The sequence below is a fragment of the Streptococcus sp. LMAG:39 genome (assembly GCF_008680485.1).
GTDB classification, from domain to species: Bacteria; Bacillota; Bacilli; order Lactobacillales; family Streptococcaceae; genus Streptococcus; species Streptococcus pasteurianus.
Genome location: NZ_NALE01000001.1, coordinates 167,778 through 191,231 on the forward strand (window position 1 = coordinate 167,778; position 23,454 = coordinate 191,231).

At 38.2% G+C, this 23,454-nt stretch carries 17 protein-coding genes and 1 pseudogene; all 18 read right to left on the reverse strand.

Annotation, left to right across the window (positions count from 1 at the left end; genetic code table 11):
• Nucleotides 1–41: 41 nt before the first annotated feature.
• The 18 genes and pseudogenes from CCC20_RS00845 to CCC20_RS00930 all read right to left on the reverse strand — a co-directional run bounded on the left by CCC20_RS00845 (nucleotide 42) and on the right by CCC20_RS00930 (nucleotide 23,350).
• Complete coding sequence (locus CCC20_RS00845) at nucleotides 42–1,910, reverse strand: SAG1250 family conjugative relaxase (protein ID WP_285394277.1); 1,869 nt, start codon at nucleotides 1,908–1,910, stop codon at nucleotides 42–44.
• Nucleotides 1,897–2,262, reverse strand: coding sequence for a plasmid mobilization relaxosome protein MobC (gene mobC / locus CCC20_RS00850; protein WP_285394276.1), 366 nt, complete (start codon nucleotides 2,260–2,262; stop codon nucleotides 1,897–1,899). Before mobC ends, CCC20_RS00845 begins: the two co-directional genes overlap by 14 nt.
• Before the next feature lie 6 nt (nucleotides 2,263–2,268).
• Nucleotides 2,269–2,631 carry an SAG1252 family conjugative relaxosome accessory protein gene (locus CCC20_RS00855; RefSeq protein WP_285394275.1) on the reverse strand — a complete coding sequence of 121 codons (363 nt, stop codon included), beginning with the start codon at nucleotides 2,629–2,631 and terminating at the stop codon, nucleotides 2,269–2,271.
• A 338-nt stretch (nucleotides 2,632–2,969) separates the two neighbouring features.
• Nucleotides 2,970–4,655, reverse strand: coding sequence for an ATP-binding protein (locus CCC20_RS00860; RefSeq protein WP_285394274.1), 1,686 nt, complete (start codon nucleotides 4,653–4,655; stop codon nucleotides 2,970–2,972).
• Complete coding sequence (locus CCC20_RS00865; protein WP_285394273.1) at nucleotides 4,648–5,934, reverse strand: SIR2 family protein; 1,287 nt, start codon at nucleotides 5,932–5,934, stop codon at nucleotides 4,648–4,650. The genes CCC20_RS00860 and CCC20_RS00865 overlap by 8 nt, the downstream gene beginning before the upstream one ends.
• Before the next feature lie 49 nt (nucleotides 5,935–5,983).
• Nucleotides 5,984–6,748 (reverse strand): type II toxin-antitoxin system toxin PezT, encoded by a 765-nt coding sequence (pezT, locus tag CCC20_RS00870; protein WP_285394272.1) that lies wholly within the window; start codon nucleotides 6,746–6,748, stop codon nucleotides 5,984–5,986.
• A complete protein-coding gene (pezA, locus tag CCC20_RS00875; RefSeq protein WP_285394271.1) occupies nucleotides 6,748–7,224 on the reverse strand; it encodes a type II toxin-antitoxin system antitoxin PezA in 477 nt (158 codons plus the stop codon). Before pezA ends, pezT begins: the two co-directional genes overlap by 1 nt.
• Before the next feature lie 69 nt (nucleotides 7,225–7,293).
• Complete coding sequence (locus tag CCC20_RS00880; protein WP_285394270.1) at nucleotides 7,294–7,584, reverse strand: hypothetical protein; 291 nt, start codon at nucleotides 7,582–7,584, stop codon at nucleotides 7,294–7,296.
• Between the two features lie 49 nt (nucleotides 7,585–7,633).
• Nucleotides 7,634–8,023, reverse strand: a complete 390-nt coding sequence (locus CCC20_RS00885; RefSeq protein ID WP_287178411.1) for a DUF5945 family protein — start codon at nucleotides 8,021–8,023, stop codon at nucleotides 7,634–7,636.
• Entirely contained in the window at nucleotides 8,020–8,247 is a 228-nt protein-coding gene (locus tag CCC20_RS00890; protein WP_144356697.1) for a DUF5965 family protein, read from the reverse strand. Before CCC20_RS00890 ends, CCC20_RS00885 begins: the two co-directional genes overlap by 4 nt.
• 53 nt (nucleotides 8,248–8,300) lie before the next feature.
• Nucleotides 8,301–9,377, reverse strand: a pseudogene (locus CCC20_RS00895) (toprim domain-containing protein).
• Between the two features lie 39 nt (nucleotides 9,378–9,416).
• Nucleotides 9,417–10,055, reverse strand: a complete 639-nt coding sequence (locus tag CCC20_RS00900; RefSeq protein ID WP_144356695.1) for a peptidylprolyl isomerase — start codon at nucleotides 10,053–10,055, stop codon at nucleotides 9,417–9,419.
• A gap of 95 nt (nucleotides 10,056–10,150) precedes the next feature.
• A complete protein-coding gene (locus tag CCC20_RS00905; RefSeq protein ID WP_144356694.1) occupies nucleotides 10,151–10,441 on the reverse strand; it encodes a DUF5966 family protein in 291 nt (96 codons plus the stop codon).
• Between the two features lie 13 nt (nucleotides 10,442–10,454).
• Nucleotides 10,455–10,754, reverse strand: a complete 300-nt coding sequence (locus CCC20_RS00910) for a DUF5962 family protein (protein WP_144356693.1) — start codon at nucleotides 10,752–10,754, stop codon at nucleotides 10,455–10,457.
• Between the two features lie 70 nt (nucleotides 10,755–10,824).
• On the reverse strand, nucleotides 10,825–17,679 hold the full coding sequence (locus tag CCC20_RS00915; RefSeq protein ID WP_287178421.1) for a helicase-like domain-containing protein: 6,855 nt from the start codon (nucleotides 17,677–17,679) through the stop codon (nucleotides 10,825–10,827).
• 48 nt (nucleotides 17,680–17,727) lie between these two features.
• Complete coding sequence (locus CCC20_RS00920; protein ID WP_285394262.1) at nucleotides 17,728–18,279, reverse strand: hypothetical protein; 552 nt, start codon at nucleotides 18,277–18,279, stop codon at nucleotides 17,728–17,730.
• Complete coding sequence (locus tag CCC20_RS00925) at nucleotides 18,263–18,454, reverse strand: calcium-binding protein (protein ID WP_285394261.1); 192 nt, start codon at nucleotides 18,452–18,454, stop codon at nucleotides 18,263–18,265. The genes CCC20_RS00920 and CCC20_RS00925 overlap by 17 nt, the downstream gene beginning before the upstream one ends.
• Complete coding sequence (locus CCC20_RS00930; protein WP_287178426.1) at nucleotides 18,455–23,350, reverse strand: SspB-related isopeptide-forming adhesin; 4,896 nt, start codon at nucleotides 23,348–23,350, stop codon at nucleotides 18,455–18,457.
• Nucleotides 23,351–23,454: the final 104 nt, after the last annotated feature.

Consider the following 23,454-nt stretch of genomic DNA (forward strand, 5'->3'; position numbering starts at 1 on the left):
TTCCCCACATAGATTTTTATTTTTGTAGCTATGAACTCAATTCAAATAGATTTCGTATTTTCTTTCTTGTCAATGCAATTATGTCGCCCAGATATCATCTTTATTAGTGTTTCCAAATTGATTACTAGGTTTTCATATTTTTCAATTTTGCTGTCCATCTGATTTTGAAAAAGAGCAATTTCGAATTCAATAAGTCCAATCGTTACATCCTGCGATAAATTCATCTTGGAACATTCATACTTAGCTAATTGCTTGGTATCTTGATTCTCACTTTGTAGGTTAACAACTACTTCTGCCATCTTGTTTAAGGTGGCGGTTTTTTCTTGAAGATTTGTCAATTCAATATCTAACTGTGCGATTTCTCCAACCAATTCATCTTTTAATTCTAGAAAGGATTTGTTTTGAGTGTTCAGTGTCATCAATAAATTGATTTCTTCAATTTTTTGTTGAAGGCTGACCAGACTTATTCGTCTCTTATAAGGTAAAGACTTATTGTCAAACGTTAGTTGGCGAATCAAGTCCCTTCCTTTCATAAATCGATTCTTTTCTGAGTCATCTTTATGATAAATAAAATAAGAAGATGTTTCTCGAATAAACACCTGATACTGTTTATTATTTTTTTGTTCTAAGATATTTAGTTGATGATTTGGAATGAAGATTAGTCCTTCTTGTCCAATCCCCATCCAAACTTTAATGAAAAGCCCTTCTGAAACCATCTTTTCAACTTGCTCTTCAGCAATCTCAACTTCAAACTCATGTACAGCGTCTCTCTTAGTCTTATACGTTTCATAAGCTTCGGTTATTTCTTCTACAGTCAATACGTCTGAATACTGTTGCATCTCAAATTTTTCAAATTCCGTTTTTACTTCACTATTTTGAAGCACTTCAACCAAATCATGTTCCTTGAAGTAGGTCTCAAAATACGTAGTGTCATAAAGATTTTTCTTACTTAATGACTTATTTGGAATGGAAATGCAGCTTTTTCCATCAGTAAGAACAAAATCTATCGTTTTTATCTTGCTCTTCAATTCTATTCCCAGTAACCGAGCTTTCTCAACTAAATCATCAAATGAGTTGGATCTTGGCAACAAAAATTCTAAACTCTGTTCAATATTTCTCTTAGCAAAGTAATGTTGGAAAAATTCTTTTGAATAGGGTTCTCTCTTATTCAGCTTATCTCCTCGGATAACTTGCTTCATATCTCTATCTGTCATGAAAAATCGACTATGTTTCCTTGAGAAATCTATTTTGACATTCAAGTATTCTGCTTTTTGCATAAAATCATTGAAGTCAATTGAATGTTCCATTAGAAAAAATAACCGCTGTTTCAATTCGTATTTGTGATTAGAACGACGATAGACCTCGTAATCCCTATGAGAATAGCGTTTAGGGGGAATAATTTTTGCACCAGCTACTTTAGAAATTCTATCCGAAATCATTTGTAAATTTCTTTCAAGAGCGTAGTCCCACTTCAACTTTTTTTGAGATTGGCAGTCGATTGAGTTGATAATAATGTGATTATGACAATGGTCCTGATCAACATGAGTGGCAACAATGAATTTATAGCGACCACCTGTCAACTCTTTTATCGTTTCATAGCCAATACGATTGATTTCCTCTGGGCTTAATTTATCTTCAGGTGAGAAAGACTGAATAATATGATGAGCATGTATTTTCTGTTGCTTTTTCTCTTGTCTATCAAACCGTGAATCGTAGAGTTGGTCATTTGAAAGAAAATTGTTTTGATACATCTTTACCAATTCCATATAGTCTGGAAAATCAAGATAATTACTCATTCCAAAATCTGAAATCAACGATAAATTTCTGGTTTTCTTAGGTTCAAGAATATACTTAATTAATTGACGTCGGTATTTTTTCCCATGAACAGCATAATGCTTAGTGATAACCATAGAATTCTCTCAATCGTTGACACTTGATGTCAAAATCTTGTTGCAACTGTTTTTCTAACTCAGCTATGCTGAGCTGCAATTCTTTTACTTGTTGAAGACTTAAAAGATGGCTTTGATTTACCGCACGTGCAATCTGGTTTATATTATTTCCAATCCTACGAATTTCAAAAATCAGGTCTTGAAATCCTCTTGTATCGATTGTGATAAAATTCATACCAGGATCGAGTAAGGTTTTTCTGGCATAATGAGAAAAGCTTGGACACTGACTCTGAGCAAGATTTTTGTTGAGGATAGTTAATTCTTGATCACTCAAATACACCTTTTTCAAATTGGTTCGATAACGATTTTCCATAATTGCTTACCTCATGTACTTGTCTTTGAATGAATGGCTTAATGGAATAGTTATCTCAATCTCCTTCATCAAGTCTTTGACACAAGTCAAAATAATTTCAAGATGTTCCATTGTAACGGATTGAGACAACTTTGCCAGAACAAGTATTTCAAATACATCTCGGTAAATCTGTTCTACTTTTTGGTGCTGTAAATATTTTATCCATTCTTCAAGCTGCTGAGATGATTGGTGGTCTATTTTCAATAATTTACCTCTAGCAAAAGGGGAAAATTGTTCATATCCCTCCTGTTCCATAAAATTTTGTATCTGTTGATACTCTTCTATTGAGAAATTGACTTCCTTACGTATCTCTCTAACTAGATTTCCCATCCTGTATCCTCCTCATTCTTTAATATCGGTATATCCCCGCCCTCGTATTAGACACAGCCCTGCATACTATCTTCCTTTCAGGTCTTTGCGAGCTCAGATATTGTGTCCACAATATCCCAAAAATCATATCGCCAGCTGACCAGAACTTTCCAGTTTTGACAGCTAACGATAAGATAACTTGGTAGCTCCGCCCCCAAACCCCCAGTGAAAAATCAAGGATTGATTTTCTTAGGAATGATATTATGATAATAGAGGTGATTTGGAAAAGGTATCACAACATGAAAAATGAGGGTTAGTAAAAAAAGAGAGCCGAAGCTCTCTCGTAAAATCACATTTTCTCATCTAAAAATTACTTGTGGAGTAGTAGTCGCATTTGAATAGGATTCTTCAAAAACTTCTACTTCAACTGGTATCGGGAACAACTCTCCCACAAGAAAAGCTGTTCCAGTTGGTAAATAAGAAAATCTAGATAATTGGTTTTTATTTATGTATGGGATTGTTTGTAGAAGATATTCTAAATCAACATTATTTTTAATTCGATGAATAATATAGTTGTTACACTGTGATAAAACTGTTGATGAAAGTTCACTAGGCCTCTGACTAGATAGCAATAAGAAACACCCAAACTTTCTCCCTTCTCGTGCAATCTTCTTAAATACTTCTACTTCATGAAATTGGCTATTCTCTTTTATTTTCGATATATAACGGTGTGCTTCCTCCAAAATAAATACATTTACCGCTCTTTGCCTTAGAGCTATACTTTTATTCATAGAAAATTCTTTCTTTAAGACGTAGGTTGTAAAGAATAAAAGTAAATCATCGTCCATTTCAGCTACCGAATATACGACTGTATTTGAATCAAAAGACTTTTCCTCGTTTTCAAAAAGTTTAGAATATCGTGTCTGTATATTTTTTATTCGAGTTTCAAGAGTGCCTGAATATGCACGTGCTTGGCTATTGCCTTTACTTTCTTCGAGAAGAAATACATAATTTAAAGCCATAAGTAAATTTTCAAAGCTATCAACTTTATAGTTTGCTTTTTCTAATTTGGGACTTAAATAGCTATACTCAACTTCTCCGTTTGTAGCTTCTAGCAAATCAACTAGAAACTTTTTTTCATCTACTGGAGAAAAGTTCCCAAACTGAGAACTATACTTTGAAGTGTCTATACCTGTACCATTTAAAATACCGATAATTTTAGTCCTTTTCGTCACTGCATCAGTTTGCTGATTAGTATAAAGATTATAAGCTATGAAACATTTCAACCAAGATTCATCTATAGTTTCTGTCAACAAACAATTAGCAATTTTTAAAGCCATCTCAATAACAGGTAGTTGAACTAATTCTGAAGGTTTAACCAAGTTCAACCAATCTTGATGTTCCAAACTCAATATATTTATACCATAGTCTTCCAAGACATTAATAACTTCAACATCTGGTAGTCGACCATATTCGTCATGAACATCAAAAATATGTAATCTTAAATTATCCGAGTTCATCTTATTTATTTCTGAAATAATTTTACGTACAGTAGTAGACTTTCCTGAACCTGTGTTACCTAATATAGCACCATGATGTGTCAACAGTTTATTAGGATCAATTTTAGCAATATATCTTTCTTCAATCAAGCCAAGTGAAATACTATTTTTGAGTTTATCCTCATTGAAAATTATATTAAATTCTTCAAGAGTTGTTAAATAAACTTTATCTTGCAAAAATGGATACTTCTTTAAATTAAACTCAACAAAATTATTCTTTATCATACCAATCGGAACACATTCAAAGTTTCCTGAATAACTAAACTTTGCGGATTCATCAGTCGATAATGGGAGTTCTTTATCGGAAACTTTTACAACCTGATAAATAAATCTTTCGTCAAAACGATTTTTTATTGTTACATAATCAATAACACCTTTAGCAAGATAAATTTGCCCTTTGAAATTATAATTTAATTTTTCAAAGTCACTCACTTCAAAAATCAATCTATCATAAGAGACACTAACGACCTTTCCAATACTATTCATTATTATCCTCTTCTACATCACTCAAAACTTGTTTCTGATAATTCAAGAATTCTTCCGATATCACATTGAAGTGGTGAGCACTTTTATTATCAAATTGTCCACCAATTAGATGTAAATCTCTATTTTTAAATTCTTCATAAAAATCGTTTAACTTACTTTCATTTTTATTTCCAAAAATTATTAGATTGAAATCTTGATTCTTTAAATTTTGTGAAATAATTGTATTAATGTGCTCATCTGGAAAACCATATCCCATAACAATCAAAGTTGTATTTTTCTTTTGCAAACAGTTCGAAAATTCTCTAAATAATTCAGAATAGGGAGCCTGAGCTGTCTCTTTGTGTTTCAACATGGTAGGATAAATAACCACGACATCATCATCTGTTACTGTAGAATTTGACTGATATAAAAATCCATCTTCTCCACTAATCCAATTTATCGAACCGTGAATCTTATATAAATTTGCTTCTTTAAAGACCGGTTGCCATTTGTCTTTATATCTGTTAGTATCATCTACTAGCCTATATTTAAATTGATTTATATCAAATCTCTTAGCTAAAGTAGAGGGGAAACCTGTTGTATAGACTATATTGTTAGCTTCTAAACTATATTCATTAAAAAGGTCATAATTCGTTGTGAAAACTGAAATTTTTGAACTTTCTTCAGTACGATTTGAAAAAACAAATTTATAGAAATCAGCGTAAGTTTTAAAAACATCTCCTTTATATGAGTCCGAATCTAATTTAGGAATGGAAGCTATAAATTCATCTTTTAAAATTCGAAAAGCATTTAATAACTGTTCGTTATTTGGACTAAAGTTTAAACCATTCTGTATCCAGTTTAAAAGAGATTCTATATCGGAGAAAGAACTACAAAAATTTTCATAAATCTCTAACAACTCTTCCTTATCACACAGTTGGCTCTTAATAATATGATTATATAAATCTGCAATTGTTTCCAAACTATGGCTTTCACATAATCGTACAATCTCTCCCTTAATAGTCTCTTTATCATCAAGACTATTTATTAATAAGTTGACGTTCTTCGTATCCAAATATTGTTTTATTACAAATAATATATCTCCATGTTTTCCAATTATTGTTTTCATAGTCTGTGACATAAGAGGAATTGCTGGTACAGAACAACCTGAACCAATAAAAAATACCAAATTTTCAGCGGAAAATTGTGCTTTGATAAAACTAGAAATATTTTGTTTTTGTTGCTCTAAATCTAGTCCTTCGTTTTCATCTTTTCCTTGATAAAAGTGATATATTGACATAAATGTGACCTCCAATTAAACTGGTAACTACTTAAGTAATGTCATAAATCTATTTCAACTTTTGCATATCCCTCAACCGTTCTTGTCCCACCTTCAACATCTCCTTCTCAACCTTGCTCCATTTTCCGAAGAGGCAGTCTTGAAGAACTTCTGCTGCGGAATCTTTATCAGTTTCAGAATCACAGATACAAGTCCTATCTCTTTGATAAATCTGAATCTGGTCAAAGAGTCTATCTCTTTCGAGCTCCTTTAGGTTATCAACCAAATTCTCTACAATCCCATCATGGTGTTCTTTTGGTGTTGCTCTGGCCTGATTGGGATCGATGGCATAAAGCTCTTCGTAACGAATCAAGGTGCTGAGATAAGAAAGCTCTGGTTTAGTACCAATGACAGCTAAAGAAACTTGATAACCTTTAGAACGGAGTAATTGAGCAGTCTGACGAGGAACTTGAGTGGTACGCAAAGTCCCTTCAATCAGCAAATGGTAGCCTTGCGTGCTGAGTTCGTCAACCAGATGCTCTACCATTTTTCCTGCAAATCCCTTGGTATAGTCCACGCTGTCCTTGCCATACTTTTCTTGCAGTGCCAAGTAATTGGGATGCTGAGAACGGTAGCTGTCACCATCGATGATAATGATATTGCCTTGAAATTCTTTTTGCTTGATACGATGTATCGTTGTCTTACCTGCTCCGCTCTGACCTCCAAGTAAAATGGCTTTCGGTTGATCTGGAATCGTCTTTCCTCGAGTTAAAGCCCGAATGGTTCGCTGTAAGGCCTTCTGAAACTCTACCTCATTAAATTCTTCCAATCTCATTAAGCCACCACCCGATGATGCACCATGTCTAACATCCGCTCAATACCGTCTAAATAGCCATTGTAACGCTCTATTTCATCGAAAGTATCGACAAGGTAAATTTTCGTATGAATCAATTCAGCCAAATCATCACTCATGAGAATCCAAGGATTTGTTTCATCATCAAAAGCAATATCTTGACTATCCTGGTATCTATAAAGCTGTGATAAAATGGCTGCTCCACGTTCTTTTATCACTTCTATTTTTAAAGTCAGTTGGTAATCTTCAACAGGTGTTAGCATCTTGTCCTCTCCTACAATATCGACATAAGAAACGTTAAATTTCTGACAAATGCGGTCAATGAGTTCTGTTGAAACGGTGCTGGTTCCATTTTCGTAGCGACTCAGGCTATTGCGTGAAATCCCGACCATTTTCGCAAATTCTGGTTGTGTTAAATCGTGTGTTCGGCGTAGTGATTTAATATTGTCTCCAATCATAGATAAAGACCTCCTTATATTTGCTTTCATTATACCATAAAAAACGGATAACGCACCAAATATGGTGCGTTATCCGTTTTTAGGTTTCTTCGATTGCTTAAACTGCTCTATTCGCTTCTCTAACTGCTCAGTATTCAGTTTATTTTTCGCTTCCTGAATCGACTTATCAAGACTTTGTTCCTCAGTGGTTAAAATGTTCCGAGATATTTCTACTCTCTCACTAGACTTGAAACTTGGATCAAAGACCACATCTAGGAGTTGTTCTACTTTGGTTAGTTCAGTATCGGACATCTCTGATAATCGATGAATCAGTCGTTTAAAACGGTCTTGATGCTGTGTTTTCTTTTGAAAGAATTTCATTATCTTCTCCTTAAATTGTAAAAAGGTAGCCCGCATAGGACTACCTGGCTTATAAATCATCAATGGCTACTGAAATAGCCTGTAACTTTTTATTTTGGATTTTCTTTTCATCAATCAATTGATGAAGTTCTTCAATTTGCTTCTGACAGGCTGAAATATCCTTGTTGTTTTGTGCAATGGTATCTGCCAAGTGTTGTTTATAGTCACTTGTGATATTTACTTTCTTCGGCTGACTTTGTTTAACTTTTGATTCGGGCGTCTGTATATCTTTAGATTCTGACTCCTTTTGTTGCTGTTCAAAAGCAGCCACATAATCTACTTCTTCAATTAGTTTTTCATCCTGTTTATGGAAAAGTGCTGCGATTTTAGCTCTTTCTTCATGGGACGATGTTGGTTTCACATCATCTAGTGGCTGATCAAAATTCCATGTTTTACTCATTCTGTATCCTCATTTCTGTAATCTGGGTGTAATGTGGTTGCTTTACCAAAGGCTTGCTCTAGTGCTTCATGAAATGACAACTGACTAGATTGTTGCCGTTTGATAAAGGTACTATACATAGCTGTTTGTAGTTGGTCACGATAGTGTTCCAATTTCTCCGTCTCACGTGAGACCTTTTCTTCTTGCCTAGCTACTTTTTCAGCCAGACGTTCAATCACACTCATAGGGTGTCCTCCTTGTCACATTCTAGATTATGATAGCGGACTTGATTTTGTTATCACAATTCCAATGCATGCTCCCATTTAGGTGGAGGATGATTCCTAATGACTTGTGTTTGAGCAGATTGGACAACGTCCCCTAAAGATATTTCCCTCTATTGTTTCACAATATCATTCCAATCTGACTTTGTTTCAAGTCCCTGCAATGGTGGTAAATCTTGAGAAATCGGAAGTCCTTTATCTGACAGTTTCAGACAAAATTCTCTTCCTGCTTCATCGTTATCAACAGCCAATGTTATGACGTTTGAATGAGTTTGAAAAAAGGTTGTCGTCTCTTGTATTGCCTGAAGATAATGGCTAAGTCTGCTTGGTTTTACTGTATCTAGAAATGCCAATTTTCCTTGTTCTTCTGCCGCAAGTCGCAAGGTCTGATAAGCAATCACTGAAAGTTTTAAGCCTTCCATTGAAATCAGGCGAACATCGTATAATTGCTTTTGGTGAAGCTGATAATAGCTCATCATATCGATAACGGATTCACAAAAAATGAGTCGCTTAGGATTCCCAATATCGAAACTAATACCGACATGGCCATGAGAGCCTTTCATGATTTTCTTCAAATAGCCACGTTTGTGTCTTTCTTCATTTTTGACGAGACCTTGTAGGCTTGCGGCCTGTAAGGTCCCATTATGGTCATAGCTTTTTAACACTAATACGGGCTCCAATTGATAAGTAGCTTGAGCAAGCAATCCTTGTCTGCCAAAGGTATTGATAGTCTGATCACTTAGGCCACGAACTTCTTTCAAGTAAGTACGGGCTTGCTGAAAGGGTTCTTCACGCAAATAATATTGAAACGGTTGATAAGTTTCTTCTATCACCTTAGTTTGTTCAAAATCCCCAGTTTCAAGATAGGATACAGCCTCTTTGAAAGAAACATCTGCCACTAATTGAACAAAGTCAATCACATCCCCTTGTATATCTCTTGAAAACCATTTGAAAGTATTGGTATCTGCAAAAATCCGAAAGGAATCATGGTCTGGGTGTTCATAAATGTGTCCTGATAAACGTCTAAAGGAATAACCTAGACTTTCAGCCACATCTAAAATGGCCTTTTGTTTTACTGCTTTAATTCGTGTCATCTTGTCTCCCTATCAAAAAAAGCAGAAGACTGTCTCCTGCTAGTTGTTCTCACTTGTTGTAGTTCCTTGGATCGTTGGTATGCTGGAATTAGCACCATCTGTAGCTTCTTTCATGTCCTCCAGTTTCCCATTCCAAATGGTCAACTGATTAACCAGAAGCTTGTCGGAAACTTTGGAGTAGGATAAGATAACCGTCTTGGTTTCTGTCTGAGTGGTTCGTTGTTGTTGCTCACTCAAGTCAGATACATAAGTCACTTGATAGGTAACTTCCGCAAGTGCAACATTGCTCTCTGTATTGACATAGATACTGGCTGATTCAAATCGGTAGTCAAGCATATAATCTTTATAAACTTGATTGATCGCTTTATTCTGATTTGCTTCCTCTTCTGAAAATGCCGAATCCGTCATGTAGGGTTTGATACGAGCGTTATTTTCACCCAGCTGAACCTTTGTATAATATTGAGTGAGAAATTCATTGACAAGCTCATCTGATAAGACTGTCGCTCTTTCCTCCTGCTTTTCCTTTGTCACAAGTTTATTGGCTTCTGCTCGTATTTGGTGCTCTGTTTGTTTTGAAACGGATTGTGAGCCAATCGTGTAGCCAATCATGACCATAAAACTGACTGCGATTAAACCTCCTACTCCAATCAGAAATCGAGCTTTCACTTTATTTAACATGACTTACTCCTTTATTAGTGATAGCCTCATCATATCAAGATTAGCTTGGAGATTTTATCACAAGAAAAAGGACTACCAATCGGTAATCCTCCGTGTTAAACTATTCTATTTCTCCACCACTTCATAATAATGCTAAAAACTAGAAATAAATTCAAAGCTATAAAAAATCCAGTAAAACTCCAAATACCATTGGCTGCTAAATCTTCTGTATAGAGGTCTCTCTCTGTGAAAAAGAGGTAGATTCCATAGATTTCAATAAAGACTAATCCACTGATGAGCCCGATAAGGAATAAAGTACCTGAAACTTTCACAATCTGATAAAGGACAAGCAACATTAGTCCTATTGCTATAATAATCAGAAGGCTTTGTAGAATTTGTTCCAACATCTTCCACCTCTTTCTAAGGCATCTGCTTACGGTAATAGTTAGCTTGTTCCTGGTCAAGTTCATCTAGTTGGGCAACCAAGTCAAGGTATTCCACTTTCGTCACTTCGTCTAGGTTTGGAAAATCATTCTCACGACTTGTGATGATGAGTTCCAGCTGTCCAGTGATTTCACGCTTTGAAAAGCTATAATCAAGAGTTTCATCTTCATACTGTTCCTTTAAGGTTTGGTAGTTTGCCCTATCTTCTGGGCTTGTAAAGCCTTGTGCCAACCATTCTTCAAGTTGACAACGCATTTCTTCTAGTGTTTGGGCCATGATCTATTCTCCTTTTGTGATTTCTTGACTTCATTTTACCGCGTTCAAAGATATTTGTCAGCCTTTTTTCTTATATCTCGAGTATTATTTGTTGCTCCTTTTGAGGTGTTGGATCTTCACTAAACTTGGCCAAAGCTGCATCTATCTCCTCAATCTCTGCTTCTTTTTCCACCAAGGGAGCCAAAACATCATACTTAGCCTTTACAAGCTGATAATCTTCTTCCTTGGGGAAGACTTTTTCAACTTCTACTTTGGCTACTCGTAGTTTATCTTTTAAATCCTTTACCAGCTCTTGCGTCTTTTCTTGGTCATCTATAATATGGTCAATGGCATTACTAATCCGTTGAATGGTTCCCACGTCTGATTTCAAATCAAGAGCGACTGTATATTGATTATCACCTACAATCATCAAAGAAACCGTCTCTGGTAAGGGCTCACTAGGACCTCGTGTAGTCATTTTTAAATCAAATCCTCTAAAGCTGGCAAGTGTTTTGACTTCCTTGGTCTCTGAGCGGTTATAGGTAATGAGTTTTCGCAGATAGTCCCCTGCTTCTGCACGATTATCCATTGCTTGATTGTCAAATTTTATGACAAAATCTTGCGACTTTGTTGCCAAAGATTGGGCAATATCTTTATCATATTGACTCAACCGTTTTTCCATAATAGGGAGGTGCTTCTCGCAATAGGAAACAGTGTGACGGTATTCATCTTTTGAGCGATTAAAAGCTCGTTTTTGATTTTCTAACACTGTTAGTTCATTTTCCAACTCCATTTTCAGTTTGAGATAGGGATTACCAGTGGCTAAAGCCTTAAAGTCTGAGGCGGTCATGGTTTGTTCATCAATATCTTCTGCTGATCTAATAGGATCTTTTGAGGTCATAATCTGGGTGATATATTTGAGTTTATTCTCCTGCGTCTGCCAGAGGTAATTGTCGAAGCTCCCTTTAGTAATATAGTGATAAATATCTACCTCCCGGTGCATATTACCTTGTCGGATGAGCCTACCATTTCGCTGGACAATATCAGAGGGACGCCATGGAACATCTAAGTGGTGAACAGCTTTCATGCGTGATTGTACGTTTAGACCTGTTCCACCTTTTTCAGTCGAAGCCATGAGAATCCGTACTTCCCCACTATTGACCTTTCTAGACAGTGAGTTTTTCTTTTCATCAGTATTGGCATCATGGACAAAGGCAATTTCTTCTTTTGGAATCCCTCGATCTACTAGCAAGTCCTTAAGTTCATTGTAGACATCAAACCCTTCGTCCTTACTTTTAGGGGTTCCAATATCAGAGAAAATCATCTGAGTGGCTTTGTTTTCAGCTCCTTCACTGTAAATCCGCTCGACATTATCGACTACTTGAAGGATTTTCTGATTGTCTGATAAGGTATAAGCAGGGTCAATCAACCGCATATCAATGGCTAGTTTTCTAGCTTCCCCAGTTATCTTAAGCATATTATCTCTACTTGGATCAACACTACCTGACTTGATAGCGTCTGAACGCTCTACCAGTTCTTCTAAATAGTATTTCTGAGCTTGTGTTAACTCGCTTTCCACCGCAATAATCTTGGCTTCAGGTACAGGTAAATCAAGCATGTCTGAAGTCTGAATGTCTGCAGTCTCCTTGTAAATTCGCATGAGTTCAGGCAAGTTGACAAACTTCTTAAACCGTTTCTTAGGTTGGTATTTATCACCTGTCGGGGCTAGTTCCATAGAGTTTTCGATATTCCCAAAAGCACCAACCCAAGAGTCAAAATTGGATACCTGGTATCGTTCCAAGACATCAGGTTGAATGTAATTCATCATGGTGAAAAGTTCACTAATGGAGTTTGAGACTGGTGTTCCTGTCGCAAAAACGACATTTCTATCACCATGCTCCGCCTGAACCTGTCTCACCTTCATCTCCATGTCTACATTCTTTTTTGAAGTGGTATTGGTAATTCCCGCGACATTCCCAAGTCCAGTGATTGGACGGATATTCTTGAAATGATGAGCTTCATCCACAAAGAGAAAATCAATGCCAAGGTTTTCAAATTCAATAAAGGTATCTCGTTCCAGTTTTTGGAGTTCTTCTAGTTGGTGTTCTAGTCCCTTAATCGAACGCTCTGCTTCTTTAACTGTATAGTCAGAATCACTTCCTAGCTTGATTTCTCTGAGTTGCTCGAGTTTGTCATTGATATAGGTGACCTGTTTCTCTCGGCTCATCGGTATTTTTTCAAACTGGGAATCTCCAATGACAATGGCATCATAGTCGCCTGTGATAATACGTGATACGAACTGCTTACGTTTGGCTTTGACAAAGTCCTTCTTGGTGGTCACATAAACTTTCTTAGTTGGGAAAAATTTCATAATTTCTTGACCAAACTGTGCAGTCAAACTAGAAGGAACCACATAAAGAGGTTTATGTACCATTCCGAGTTCTTTCAATTTGAAACCAGCTCCAAGCATGGTCAAGGTTTTTCCAGACCCTACCTCATGGGCTAGTAGGGCACGTTTTTCCTCCACAATCCGTTGAATGGCATTCTTTTGGTGAGGACGTAAGGAAATATTCTGGGCGAGTCCATCAATGGTTAAATGGCTACCATCATAAACCTTAGAAACTGTACGATTATAGAGACTATTATAGGTATCTTCAATCATCTGTTGGACGTCTGGATACCTTGACACATAGTCTTGAAATAGCTCTTGTAGGTGCGTTTCCTTGGCACGTAGGACCGTTGTTTTCTCCACATCTGTCACATTCTTTTTCTTATCCCCTTCGACAATTTGTTTTGTAATGGTTGGTTGATTGGAATTCAGGAGGTTTTCAAAGATTTTTCGACCACTATCATAGCGTGAAGCAGGGACACCTAGACTCCTATCCGTTGCGTTGGAATAGGTGTAGGCAAACTTAGATTGGTAAGTGATAACCCCATCAATGGGACTGACTTCAAGGACAGTCACCACTTCTTGGTCAGAGAGGTCAAAAGCTTTTCCCATAAAGGTTTCTTGGGCAAATTTTCCGTAAACAGACAAGGGAATCCAGCGTGAACCAATCCGATAATCAATGTCTGCCAAGGTAATACGTGCTGGTTTAACCGCTTCTAGAAGTCCTGCATAATGCGGCCAGTTAAAGTCCTGATTGCCTTGTTTCACAAATAGGTCCACCACTTCTAACTTGGTAACGACATCACCTGACAGGAAGTCTTGGCGAGAAACATAGGACAGCTCCCCATTCAAATACTTCTCAGGATCAGGCATAATGAGGTCGCCTAACTCCTCAATCAAAGTCATCTTCGAATCAACCTGATAGATGGACATCATATAATCGAAATCAACACCTCGTCCGTCAGCCAAGCTGGAATTTAAGGCATCAAGGGCAGTATGTACCTTTTTAACCTCTTTTTCAGGACGCACCAGAGCTTTTTCAAAGGCAAGGGATTTGGTATAGATAACAGACTTTCCACTCGAATCCAAACTTTCATCTTCCAAACTAGCAAGAAGCGAATATTTATCATCACTATCAAAAAGATTACGATTCACTGCACTGTTCAAATACCCATAGCGTTTGACAAAGCTATCATAGGTACGATTAAGCTTGCCTAATAAGTCGTTGAACTCGCCTTTATCATAGTCATAATAGCGTTGAATGGCTATGACTTCTTGATAGGCATTACGAATGTCCACCATTCCTTTGATTCGTGCTACTTCTTTCTCAGATAAGGGAGCTTCATAGAAAACTGTCTTTTTATATAACCCTTTAAACTGACCACGTTTTGCTGCATCATCTGTAACATAAACATCTAGAGCAGTGCTACCAGTCACCTCTAAGCTATTAAAGCGATCAATCTGCTTTTGGGGATGCTTGGTGTCCCAAGCTTTGAACTTGCCTTCTTCATCTACATAGTAGCTGATTTCTTCCGTCTTGGTTCCTACTCGAATGCCTTTATTATCTCGATAATAGACCGTAGAACCCTGGTAACCAAAACTGTACTGACCTAGATTCTCCCTCATTTCAGCTGGAATGGAGGTATCAATGACTTGTTTAGTCAACACATTTGGGTTAATGATGATTTCATTTCTATCAATCTCTCTTGGAGCTTTTACATGATTCAAAGCAGTTTGAACACTTGTAATGAGGTTATCACTAGTCCCCTTAACTGAAAGTGTTCCACCATTAAAGTTTCTAACTTCATAGATTCCTAGCACTTGACTATTGTATTTTCCATCAAAGTATGGATTGAGCCATATGCGACTATCCTTGTCATAACGAATGGAACCTGAAAAGGCTAGGTCATCTGCCACATATCCCTTGTTCAAGTGTTTCTGGAAGAACAACATATCCGTTGTGACATTGGTTCCGGCAATGGCTTTAAAGGCAGAATCAGGCAGTCGAACCCCTCCAAGAAACTCGGTTGTCTCACGAATATCTTGTAAGATATTTTCTGTTCGTTTGTCCATGGTCCCTGTTGAAGAGATAATTGCTACTTGCCCACCATCATGGACTAAATCTAGTGATTTTTTGACAAAGTAGTCATGAATCATATAAGGCTTATCGTACCTGTTATCCGCAATCCGAAGATTGGCAAACGGCACATTTGAAATCACCAAATCAAAACTATTGTCGTTAAAAGCCACCGTCTCAAAGCCCTTAATTTCAATATGACTATTGGGATGAAGGTGTTTGGCAATAGCTCCTGTAATGGTATCTAATTCCACACCATATAACTCACTCTTTTCTCTTAACTGTTTGGGCATAGCCGCAAAAAAATTCCCTGTTCCCATGGAAGGGTCTAGGATTTTTCCACCTGTAAAACCATCTCTTTCCAACTTATCCCACATCTGACGAATCAGGGCTGGGTCTGTGTAATAGGCTGTCAGAGAGGACTGTTTCATATCCGAATACTCTTTATCTGTGACTAAGCTTTTCAGTTCTTCTCGTTCCTTAGAAAATTTTGGATTATAGTCATCAAAGAAATCATTGGCAAGTCCGCCCCAGCCTACATACTTGGCAAGGAGTTCTTGTTCACTTGGATTTGCCTGACGGCGTTCCGTTTCAAGTTTTTTAACCAACCGAATAGCTGCTATGTTTGTCTCAACCTTATCTCTAGCAGTCTTAGGATAAAAGTCCGTCATATCTTCTGGAAAATAGAAGTCCGTTAATGGAATCTCTGGAATTGTTTCGACTACTTCCTCTTCAGGAATTTGATTATCTGATCCTTCAAGATCATTATCGTTATGACCTTTTTCTGAACCATCTGGTTCCAATAGTCCAACACTCTGAACTGGCTCCTCTTCCAGAAATGAAAAAAGATTTAATTCTTGGTCTGCTTCGTCTAACTCTGTTTGTGGTTCTGCCTTTGTCTGATGAAGTGCCTGACTGACTTCTTCCCAAGTTCTCACATAAAGAACTGGATTTTGTTCAATGATATCCGAACAGTCATTGACTAACTCAATCCGAATCAAACCGTTCAATCGAGCATCGCTGACCGACACGACCTCAAAGTCCTGTCCCTTATAGGAAACCAATGACCCCAGAGGATAAGTGTCTAATACTCTCTGAACCAGTGGATTTTCCACGAATTCTTCATCAATTAATTCTTCATCAATTAATTCCTCATCAACTAATTCTTTCGTCTCAGCTTTTTCTAGCTTGCTTTTCCAATCTCTAAGGGTTAAATCTAGCTGATTGCCTTTATCTTTTTCAAATTGCTCTGCGTCTTCTCTGCTAAGTTCTTGGCGTAAAAAGGCGTAGGCAATTTGTCGCAGCTCTTCAATGGAAAGCTGGTTACCAAAGAAAAATTCAATTTTTTCATGACTCAATCCCATTTGGAGTAGTTCTGTCGCAAGGGCTAGTTGAGTTACCGAGGCTTTGGGATAGCCACCAAGTAAAGCAAGATCCGCATTTTTCAAACGAAAACGACCTGCCGCATCCAATAAAATACCGACTTGGTCTGGGGCAAACTGAGATAAATCAATCCCTACCTGAGTCAATTTTTCTTGATTTTCTGTCCTAATGACTTGTCCAATTTTTTCTAATTCCTTTTCTTCGACTGTAGTCAGCGTTTGTTTCAGCTCATAGAGACTGCCATCAGCCTCTAGATAGGCGAGTAACTCTTCTCCTTCAAAGACTGGTGTCATTTCCATCTCAGTGTCAAAATCACCTCGTCTAAAACTTGGGACTTTGGAACGTTCATTTCGAATTTGGTCAAAATATGTTAGAATCTCAAATTTACGTCGTAATGACAACTCTTCATAAGCTGGCAGATGGCTGGTTTTTCCAGTTCGTATATCCAGTTGAGACAGATCTACATCCAAACTTGCAATGATAAGAGAACCATCTTCTCTAAATGATATTGCTTGATGAACACTTGTTTTGTGCCCATCACCAGTTTCTTCATTTTCTCGAACAGTTTCATCAAGTCTTGTTTCAAGCTCAGGCTCGTAAGTCAAGAGAAACTGTTCAATATCTCGGCTGATTCGATCCGCTAAATTATTAGCCACTCGATAAACATTGACCAAATTAGCTCCTCTACTCTTTTGTAAGAGTGAATCCGGCGATATGGTTTGGTAGTGACCATTTGAGTCTAATAATTGAAAACGAGTGGCCAGATTAAACAAGGCCACTTCTATCACCAAGTCTTTTTCAGACGGCGATAATTTGTCAAGTTTTTGGAGGCCATTTTGACCGAATACTTGTGTATAGGTCAATAGATCATGAGCAGTATCATAAGGACTAGCCTTGACAAAAGCTGAAACATCTGTCTCAAAGTGAAGTACCTGAACAGGTCTGATGTTTGCTTGCCCATTGGATAAAAACTGACGAATAAGATTATCCCACTCCTCATCAAAATGCTCTGCTTGGTAATATAAAAATGCCTCAAGCAAGGCTCTATCACGAGGAATGGTGGCTCTCATCATTTGTAGTAAGACTTCTTGATTCATTTTTCCCTCCCATTTTAAAAAGGCTGAGAGTGTTTCTCAGCCCTTGCGTTAATCTAGGACCAAGGCTCGTTGGTCTCTTTCTTGTGGAATACCTTCCATTACAGTTGCCACATAGTGTTGTAAGAAATGACTTTTCTGGTCTAGTAAATCTTTTTGCAAGGCAAGGTGAACCAGATCTCCAAAATAATCCTGACTGGAAATGGCCAAGTCCTGTTGAATCATGGCCTGTAAGGTTTCAAGGCTAAGTGGTGAATAATCGTCACTATCCAAAACTTCATATTGTTCCAAGGTGTCTGAAAGACTATTTGAGGACATTAGATCCATAATAAAACTAGAGCCTTCACCTGTTCGGTACAGTTTTTCCAGAATGTCAGTCAAATCCGCCTGTACTTCATCCTGATAACCATCCACTTTAACTCGTAGCTCATCACTAATCAAGGATAGGTCATCTTCATCCATATAATCTTGATAAACCTGATTGAGGATTGTTCTATCTGAGATACTTAGTTCCAAAGAGAGAAAGGCTTTGGTAAACTCTTGGTAATCTACCCTCTCCATTTCAGACAAAGCCTTTTTCATGGTGTCAAAGTTCCAGGTCATCGTACAACTCCTTTTGTGGGGCTATTGGTGAATGTCCAGATTGTAGCTCTTCTAAATCAGCTTGACCATCTCCATCTGTGTCAATAGCATATGGGTAGGTACCTAAAGCCAGTTCCTGAGCATCTGTCAAACCATCATGGTCTGAATCCTTTTCATAAATGGTTTTCGGATTCATCTACTTCTCCTCCTTTTTCTTTAGTCCATAAGCTGTACCGAGTAAAATCCCAGCCCCAATCAAGCCCAAAAGGGATTCATGTTCCCCTGTATTTGGCAAAATGCTTGCTGGAACAGGCGGTTCAATAGTCTCAATTGGTGGTTGAGGTGGGGTGGGTTGATTTGGACTTGGTTCTTCAGGTTTAGGTGTATGTGTTACAACTGTATTTGAGCTGATGACATACCCATTCACTGTATGGAGATTGGTATTCTCCACCTGACCAGTCGCAATCCGTTTCATCTGAAGGTAAACATCTGCCTGAAAGGCTGAATCATCAGAGATAGTCTCTAAGAAGGATTTATCAAATGAAATTGACACGAGGCCATTTTCTGTATCCACCTGTTGCAAGGTATATTTCGTGACTTCCGTTCCTTCATTTAAGACAGAACCGTCTTTGAGGGTGACATCCGTCGTCAGATAGCTGCGATAAACACCATTGTACTCATCATGCTTTTCATCATAGTTATCTTCAAAACCATATTCAAATAAATCAGTCGCACGATTGCTTGGAATCATCGCTCCAACTAAGCGATAGTTAAAGATTTGATTCAAGGTCACTTCTTTCCCATCAAGGCTGTCATTTTTATGAGACAAGTCAATCACCACATCTTTTTGTGGGTCTAATTTGGGAACATTATTGATCACTGTTTCCGTGACATAGACCAAGCCAAAATCAATTTGATAGGCTGTATTTTCATACTGACCACCTGTTTTGGTCAGCTCATTTTTAACCGTCATCGGAAGGGTCACAACTAAGGTTTGACCAGTCTTCACATAGGTCTCATAAAAGGATTTTGGATCATCGCTACTAAGGACTTGAATGGCTCCATTAGGTGTAAACTGACGTTTAGCCATGGCATCTTGGACGACTTTCGGAGCTTCTGACAAACTAGCGTAGGTGTTGACAGAGATACCAGATACACGATTGCCATCCTTATCCAAAACTTGAATACCATCAGGATTTAGGGTAAGAGCTTCTTCTGGGTAATCGTCCACCATGTAAAATCCCTTAGCAAGAACATCATCCGTCACGACCATGTCCTTGTATTGGCTGTAATCCAGAACAATTTTGTAATAATTGACCGTGTTCGGAAGGACAGTCTTTCCATCAATTGAAATACCTTCTTGATTGGTGTTAGACTTATGTGGAGTTACTTTAGGAACGAAATTGGTCACCGTATTGGTTTCATAGGCTTGCCCAAAGTCCACCTGATAGGCCACGTTGTCATAAGACTTCCCTGAATTAAGCATGGTTTCCAAAACCGTCATCGGAGTGACAATGGTAATATTCTCCCCCTTGGTCACATAAGATTCATAAAAGGCTTGTGGGTCTTCAGGCATGAAAACTTGGAAAGCACCTTTAGGCTGAATTTTTTGTTTAGAAAGGGCTGCTTGTAAAGATTTAGGAGCTTCCAATAATCGAGAATAAGACTTCACCGTGATTCCTGAAACTATTTTGCCATCAGATGTGATAAACTGAATAGCTGTTTCATCTGGCAATAAAGCTTCTTCTGGATAATCATCCACAAAGTAAAATCCTTGTGTAATCTGAGAGTTGTCAGCTTTAATCCCTCGGTATTGGTCCAAGTCCCATGAGAGAGTATAGTAATTTTGACTTCCCACTAGCATAGGCTTCCCATTGATGTCCACTTTGTCTTTATTGAGGTTTTGTTTCTTAGGTTCTGGAGAAACAAGGGTGTTGGTCACTTCCTTGGTTTCATAACCATTGCCGAAATCCACTTGGTAAGCCTTGTTTGTATAGGTCTTTGTTTGACCATAGAGACTATCTTTAACCGTCATTTTGGTCAATAAAGCTAAAGATGTACCTGTTTTGACATACTGGTCATAAAAGGCTTGGTTATCATCTGGCATAAAGACTTGAAAGGCACCTGTCGGTGTAATCTTAGCACGAGCTAATTTATCTTGAAGGTCTTTAGGGGCTTCATTTAGTGAAGCATAGTTTTTAACCGTTATTCCTGATACCTTCTGACCATCAAGGGTAGTTACAGCCGTGCCATTTTCCACCACTTCAAGCACTTCCTCTGGGTAATCGTCCACAAAGAAGAAGCCTCGTGCAATTGTCTCTTTAGCAGAACGCTCTCCCTTATACTGGTCCAAATCCCAAATCAATCGGTAGTGGTTGGTTGTGCCAAGGGCTACGACCGTGTCATTAATGAGGACACCATCCGCATTTTCATTGTTTTTATCTGGTGTAATGAGTGTGGTTGTCTCCCCATCACCTGGTGTACGAACCGTTACAACATTTGAAGTGACTGTGTAGCTATTTCTTGTGCCCTTATTCAAAAGCAACTTGTAACTATTGGAATAGGTTGCCCCATCATTTTGAACAGAACCATAGTGTTTTGGAGCGGTCAGTTGATAAACCTTGGTTAAATCTTTATTTACCTCCTGCAACAAGTTTTCCTTTGCGGTTAAGGTCACAAAATTCTTAGTCTCATCAAAGCTAAGGACATAGTTTCCATTCTCTTTTTGTGTTGTTTCCTTATCAAATAGGTAACCAGCAGGCAAGTAGTCCTCAAAAATGAGACTAGTCGTTTGAGCACGATTGGGCGATAAAGCATCAACTGTTAAGGGATAAATCACCGTTGAATCTTTTGCGACAGTTTTCTCATGAAGATTAGCTTGGTCACTATTGACCACTTCTTTCATAATCTCTGGAGTTGTTGTCAAACGATACGCATGATAATGGACAGTCGGAACTTGTGGTGGCGTTGGAAGTTCTTTTGGAATAGGTTTAACAGGTAAGGTTACCTTGGTCAAAGTTAGACTAGGCTGTACTACTTCTTCCAAAGGCTTTGGCGTAAAGGTTACAGGCTTTTCTGGTGTAAATGTTTTTGGTGTATAAACATCAGGTGTTACCGTAATAGGTTCAGGAACAGGCTCAAGTTCCACCGTTACATGAGGTTTGGGACTATAAGGTGATACTGTACGTGCCACTGGTAGGGTGTTTAAGGCAAACCAGTAAGACAATCCAACATTCTGTGGCATATCGCCTTGTCCAAAGGTGACTGTGTAGGTATTGCCTGATGTGACCGTTGAGACAATAGCTCCTTTATAAGCATAAGGACTTGATGTGGTATCCCATTCCTCAGGTAAGTTCAAATCACTTGCTCGGTTGGAACCCAAAGAACGAGCCAAACCTTCATTTGTCACTTGAATGGTTGAACCATTGATTGGCACGAATTTTCCAGAGGAATCTTTGACATACTCTAGACCAATATCATTATGATTGAGGGAAGAATGCGTGAAGACACCTGGTTTTTCTTTGGAGAAGGTAACTTGTGAACCGTCTTCCAAAAAATACTTAGCAACTACACGAAACTCCATCTTGTCAGTTCGCCAGTCACCATTTCCATCATTTCGATAAGCGATAAAACCTTCAGTTGGATCATTTGGCACAACCAATTTCACGGCATCGGTTCCAGCTGGTGATACAAGGTTGGTAATATCGTAAGTCACACGACTAATCTTTTTGCCATCAAATCGTGCATTTTGGAGATTTTGATAGTTAAAACTTAGTGTCTCACCCGTTTTGAAGCTATCATAGACAAAGAATCCTGTTGAATCTAAAATTCTTGAGTAGCCACCCAGCATGGCATCGCCAGTTGAAACGATCTGATCAGGATTTCGGGTAATGGCTCCATGTTGTGCTTGTGGCTCACCATTATTGAGATTGAGTGCTTGAGCAAGGGCTTCAGAAATATAACCTTCTTCACCTTTTGAAATCTCGGCCAAGTCACGTTGATAGCGTTCCATTTCTTTCGCATTGTAGGCATCAATCGCTTCATTCTCATTTCTGGCTGCGGCTTCTTTTTCTTGATTGCGTTTTGTAATGGCTTCAATCTCAGCTGCTCGATCTGAAACTAATTGTTGTTTCTCTTGATTAGCCTGATCCACCGCAGCTTGACCTGCACGGTTTTCAGCATCTACTGCGGCTTGACCAGCCTGATTCCGCCTTTCAATGGCTTCGTTATCTGCCTTTGCCTTAGCAAGTCCAGCTTCATTTTCTTTTTGAATGACCTGATTTTTCGCAACAATATCATCTGCCTTGGTTTTCTTTGTTAGATAATCCGCTAGTGCTTGTTCGTTAGTTGATTGAATGGTTTCAACAGCCTTGCCATAGTTGGTATAGTCTAGTACAGATGTCCCGTTTCCTGATGAAACTACTTGTTCTTTTACTGTCACATCAGCATCTGCATACTGAAATTTTAGGTCATTAACTTTGGTATCAACCCAAGCATTTGTCTCTTTACCAGTTTGGTTGGCCCCTTCGTAGGCCTGTGTCAGCTCCTTATTTTCCTGTTCAATTCGGACTTTTTCATCCTCATAAGCTACTTTGTCAGCTTTGTAGGTTTCAGTAACTTCATTGATAGCCTCAACTTGGTTTTGGGCATCTGCTTCAGCTTTTGAAATTTGTTGGTTGGTTTCTGACGCGGAAGTTGTATTCCCCAAGTCCATTGGACTATCTTCAACCGTAGAAACACCTTCAGCCTTGGCCTGTTCCACTGCTTGTGTTACCGTATCATGCGGTACGGTGACAGCAATTGCACCGTTAGATTGTCCAGTTAACGCTATACTTTCAGTTTGTTCAGAAACAGGGGTTGGTTGTGCTTCTGGTAAATTCGTGGTTGGATTTTCCGTTCGTTGAATGGTGGTGTCCACTGTTGGTGTGACTTCGTCTGCATGTGCAACCGTTCCTCCCCAAGCAACAACAGCGGTCACCATTGTTCCAAGGGCAACCGAACATAACGTTCGATATTTTTTACTCTTACGAAAGACGTGTTTCTCGCCTTTTTCCTGATTGACAAGAAAGTGATGATTACATGTTTTGGTCATAAATAGTCCTTCTTTTCTTTTTTCTATAGCAACAAACTGTCACTCTTTATTAGATACGAGGGCGTTAAGCGAGCACGACAAAAATAGGAGTTTTGACGAAGAAC

Excerpts from the sequence above, each read along its gene's own strand:
- CCC20_RS00845 (WP_285394277.1), bottom strand. The coding sequence starts at position 1,910 with ATGGTTATCACTAAGCATTATGCTGTTCATGGGAAAAAATACCGACGT.
- mobC (WP_285394276.1), bottom strand. The coding sequence starts at position 2,262 with ATGGAAAATCGTTATCGAACCAATTTGAAAAAGGTGTATTTGAGTGAT.
- CCC20_RS00855 (WP_285394275.1), bottom strand. The coding sequence starts at position 2,631 with ATGGGAAATCTAGTTAGAGAGATACGTAAGGAAGTCAATTTCTCAATA.
- CCC20_RS00860 (WP_285394274.1), bottom strand. The coding sequence starts at position 4,655 with ATGAATAGTATTGGAAAGGTCGTTAGTGTCTCTTATGATAGATTGATT.
- CCC20_RS00865 (WP_285394273.1), bottom strand. The coding sequence starts at position 5,934 with ATGTCAATATATCACTTTTATCAAGGAAAAGATGAAAACGAAGGACTA.
- pezT (WP_285394272.1), bottom strand. The coding sequence starts at position 6,748 with ATGAGATTGGAAGAATTTAATGAGGTAGAGTTTCAGAAGGCCTTACAG.
- pezA (WP_285394271.1), bottom strand. The coding sequence starts at position 7,224 with ATGATTGGAGACAATATTAAATCACTACGCCGAACACACGATTTAACA.
- CCC20_RS00880 (WP_285394270.1), bottom strand. The coding sequence starts at position 7,584 with ATGAAATTCTTTCAAAAGAAAACACAGCATCAAGACCGTTTTAAACGA.
- CCC20_RS00885 (WP_287178411.1), bottom strand. The coding sequence starts at position 8,023 with ATGAGTAAAACATGGAATTTTGATCAGCCACTAGATGATGTGAAACCA.
- CCC20_RS00890 (WP_144356697.1), bottom strand. The coding sequence starts at position 8,247 with ATGAGTGTGATTGAACGTCTGGCTGAAAAAGTAGCTAGGCAAGAAGAA.
- CCC20_RS00900 (WP_144356695.1), bottom strand. The coding sequence starts at position 10,055 with ATGTTAAATAAAGTGAAAGCTCGATTTCTGATTGGAGTAGGAGGTTTA.
- CCC20_RS00905 (WP_144356694.1), bottom strand. The coding sequence starts at position 10,441 with ATGTTGGAACAAATTCTACAAAGCCTTCTGATTATTATAGCAATAGGA.
- CCC20_RS00910 (WP_144356693.1), bottom strand. The coding sequence starts at position 10,754 with ATGGCCCAAACACTAGAAGAAATGCGTTGTCAACTTGAAGAATGGTTG.
- CCC20_RS00915 (WP_287178421.1), bottom strand. The coding sequence starts at position 17,679 with ATGAATCAAGAAGTCTTACTACAAATGATGAGAGCCACCATTCCTCGT.
- CCC20_RS00920 (WP_285394262.1), bottom strand. The coding sequence starts at position 18,279 with ATGACCTGGAACTTTGACACCATGAAAAAGGCTTTGTCTGAAATGGAG.
- CCC20_RS00925 (WP_285394261.1), bottom strand. The coding sequence starts at position 18,454 with ATGAATCCGAAAACCATTTATGAAAAGGATTCAGACCATGATGGTTTG.
- CCC20_RS00930 (WP_287178426.1), bottom strand. The coding sequence starts at position 23,350 with ATGACCAAAACATGTAATCATCACTTTCTTGTCAATCAGGAAAAAGGC.